Annotated in this window: 2 protein-coding genes and 1 pseudogene; 2 read left to right on the plus strand and 1 reads right to left on the minus strand. The window is 70.1% G+C overall.

Going from position 1 to position 3,044, the window contains the following annotated elements; translation table 11 throughout:
• Positions 1-126: 126 nt before the first annotated feature.
• Complete coding sequence (locus tag VNM44_RS08240) at positions 127-852, minus strand: GntR family transcriptional regulator (RefSeq protein ID WP_325624873.1); 726 nt, start codon at positions 850-852, stop codon at positions 127-129.
• 130 nt (positions 853-982) lie between these two features.
• On the opposite strand from VNM44_RS08240, the gene aceA reads away from it, so the two are divergent.
• Both aceA and VNM44_RS08250 read left to right on the plus strand, forming a co-directional pair.
• A complete protein-coding gene (gene aceA / locus VNM44_RS08245) occupies positions 983-2,227 on the plus strand; it encodes an isocitrate lyase (RefSeq protein WP_325624875.1) in 1,245 nt (414 codons plus the stop codon).
• 291 nt (positions 2,228-2,518) lie between these two features.
• A pseudogene (locus VNM44_RS08250) lies at positions 2,519-3,044 on the plus strand (malate synthase A); the annotation flags it as partial.

The raw sequence follows: 3,044 nt of genomic DNA on the forward strand, positions 1-3,044 counted from the left end.
GCCGGGGGCGCTTGCGGCGGAGGTGCTCGTCGCGGCCGAGACCAAGGTCGGGACGGAGAACGCGATCAGAGATGCCGTGCGCGACGGGATGTCGCCGCTCGAGGCCTACGAGCGCTTCGGCACGTTCTAGGCCCCCCAACCCGGCTCGCGGCCGGCGGCGCCGAGGGTCTCGAGGACGACCTCGATGAGGCGGTTCGACGAGAGCACGTGCTCGCGCGCGAGAACGCGGGCAGCCTGCGCGCTGCCGGCGCCGATCGCCTCGCGGATCGCGCGGTGCTGGAGGTCGTTCTTCGCGTAGAGCTCGTCGAGCTCGGCGCGCGCCTGCCACGCGCGGTCGCCGATGAACGTCCGGCGTGCGCTCTTCGCGATCCGCTCGACGAGCGGGAGGTCTGCGACCCGGTAGACGACGTCGTGGAAGGCGTAGTTCGCCTGCATCCACTCGACGAAGAGCGATGCGTCGCGCGGTGCGCCGCTTCGCGCCTGGTCGCGCAACTCGAGGGTCAGCTCGCCGAAGCGGCGCTCGATCCGATCCATCTCCGCGAGGTCGTCGGGCGTCATCTTGGGCGTCGCGACCTCCGTCGCCAGCGCCTCGAGCTCGGCCCGCACGAGGAACGCCTCGCGGAGCTCGTGCGCCGAGATCGAGCGCACCCTCACGCCGCGGTTCGGCTCGAAGGAGACGAGGCCGAGGGCGGCGAGCCGACGCAACGCCTCGCGCACCGGTGTGCGACTGACCTCGAATCGCTCGGAGAGCGTCTCCTGGCGCAGCACCGTGCCCGGCGGGATGACGCCGGAGACGATCTCGTCCTCGATCACGCGGGCGATGTCGTCCGCCTTCGTGGACAGCGTCGGCACGGCACCAGTGTGCCAGATGCATCCAGTTCCTCGTTCTTGGATCCGAAAGTGGTCAAAATCGGTGCTTGCGCGATCCTACTCTGCTGTTTAGGATCCAGTTTGACGCGTAATTGGATCCAGAAGGAGCATGATGACCGCCGATCTCGTCCACCGCCCGTACACCTCCGCCGACGTCGAGCGCCTGCGCGGCTCGGTGCGCGTGGAGCACACGCTCGCGCGGCTCGGCGCCGAGCGGCTCCGCTACCTGCTCGCAGAGCGCGAGTGGGTCCCGGCCCTCGGCGCGATGACGGGCGGACAGGCCGTGCAGATGGTGAAGGCCGGCCTCGAGGCGATCTACCTCTCGGGCTGGCAGGTCGCGGCGGACGCGAACCTCGTAGGTGGCACGTATCCCGACCAGAGCCTGTATCCGGCGAACTCGGGCCCCGCACTCGCGCGGCGCATCAACAATGCGCTCCTCCGAGCCGATCAGATCTCGCACGCCGAGGGCGACGACGGGACGCACTGGCTCGCGCCCATCGTGGCCGACGCCGAGGCGGGCTTCGGGGGGCCGCTCAATGCCTTCGAGCTCATGAAGGCGTACATCGAGGCGGGCGCCGCGGCGGTGCACTTCGAGGACCAGCTCTCCTCGGAGAAGAAGTGCGGCCACCTCGGCGGCAAGGTGCTCGTGCCGACGAGCCAGTTCGTCCGGACGCTCGTTGCTGCGCGGCTCGCCGCGGACGTCCTCGACGTCCCGAGCCTGATCGTCGCGCGCACCGACGCGCTGTCGGCGACGCTCCTGACGAGCGACGTCGACGAGGCGGACCGTGAGCTGTGCACCGGCGAGCGCACGGCGGAGGGCTTCTTCCACGTGCGCGACGGGATCGAGGCCGCTATCGCGCGTGGTCTCGCGTACGCCCCGTACGCCGACCTCATCTGGTGCGAGACGTCGACGCCGGACATGGGCGAGGCCGCGCAGTTCGCCGCCGCGATACGGGAGCGGCACCCCGGCAAGCTGCTCGCGTACAACTGCTCGCCGTCGTTCAACTGGCGCCGCCACCTGTCCGACGCGCAGATCGCTTCCTTCCAGCGCGACCTCGCAAGCATCGGCTACCGCTTCCAGTTCATCACCCTGGCCGGGTTCCACGCGCTCAACCTCTCGATGTTCGAGCTCGCGAGCGGCTACCGCGACGACTCCATGACGGCGTATGTCGCGTTGCAGGAGCGGGAGTTCGCGCTCGAGGACGGGGGCTACACCGCCACGCGACACCAGCGCGAGGTCGGCGCCGGCTACTTCGACCAGGTGATGCAGGCCGTCTCGGGCGGATCGTCCTCGACCCTCGCCCTGAGCGGATCGACCGAGGAGCAGCAGTTCCAGGCAGAGAGGAGCGCAGCATGACGCGAATCATCCGCTCGCGAAGCGGGAGTCCGGCGAGCGGATTCCCGCCGCTCGATCCCCGCCTCCGGCGGGGCACATCCCTGAAGGCGTCGGCGTCGCCGCCGCTGTCGCTGATCCGCGAGAAGCCCGTCAAGCCGACGGAATGGAAGACGCCGTCCCCGCGCGTGCCTCGCACCCCCGTCGTGACGCGCGCGGAGATTGCGCCCTGCACGTGCCCCGAGCCATGCGAGCGCGACCACGAGAACGAGTAGCGCGCGTCGCCGCTCGACCGGGTTCTGAGAAGATCACGCGGTGCGCACCGACGACGTCCTCACGCCCGACGCCGTCTCGTTCCTGACGGACCTCGAGCGCGAATTCGGGGAGCGGCGGCACGAGCTGCTCGCGCGGCGGGCAGAGCGCCTCGAGCGGCTCGCCGCGGGCGAGCTACCCGACTTCCTGCCCGAGACGGCCGACGTGCGCGCGGGCGACTGGCGGATCGCGCCGTTCCCCGACGAGATCGCCGATCGCCGCGTCGAGATCACCGGGCCGGTCGACCGCAAGATGGTGATCAACGCGCTCAACTCGGGCGCCAAGGTCTTCATGGCCGACTTCGAGGACGCGAACTCGCCCACGTGGGAGAACTGCATCCAGGGCCAGCGCAACCTGACCGAGGCGCTCGACCGGACGATCGAGCTCGACACCGGCGAGAAGCGCTACAACCTGAACGACGAGGTCGCGGTGCTCTTCGTCCGGCCGCGGGGGTGGCACCTCGAGGAGCGGCACTTCGAGGTCGACCGCCGGCCGATGTCGGGATCGCTGTTCGACTTCGGCCTCTACT

This window comes from Gaiella sp. (genome assembly GCF_035558935.1).
GTDB lineage: Bacteria > Actinomycetota > Thermoleophilia > Gaiellales > Gaiellaceae > Gaiella.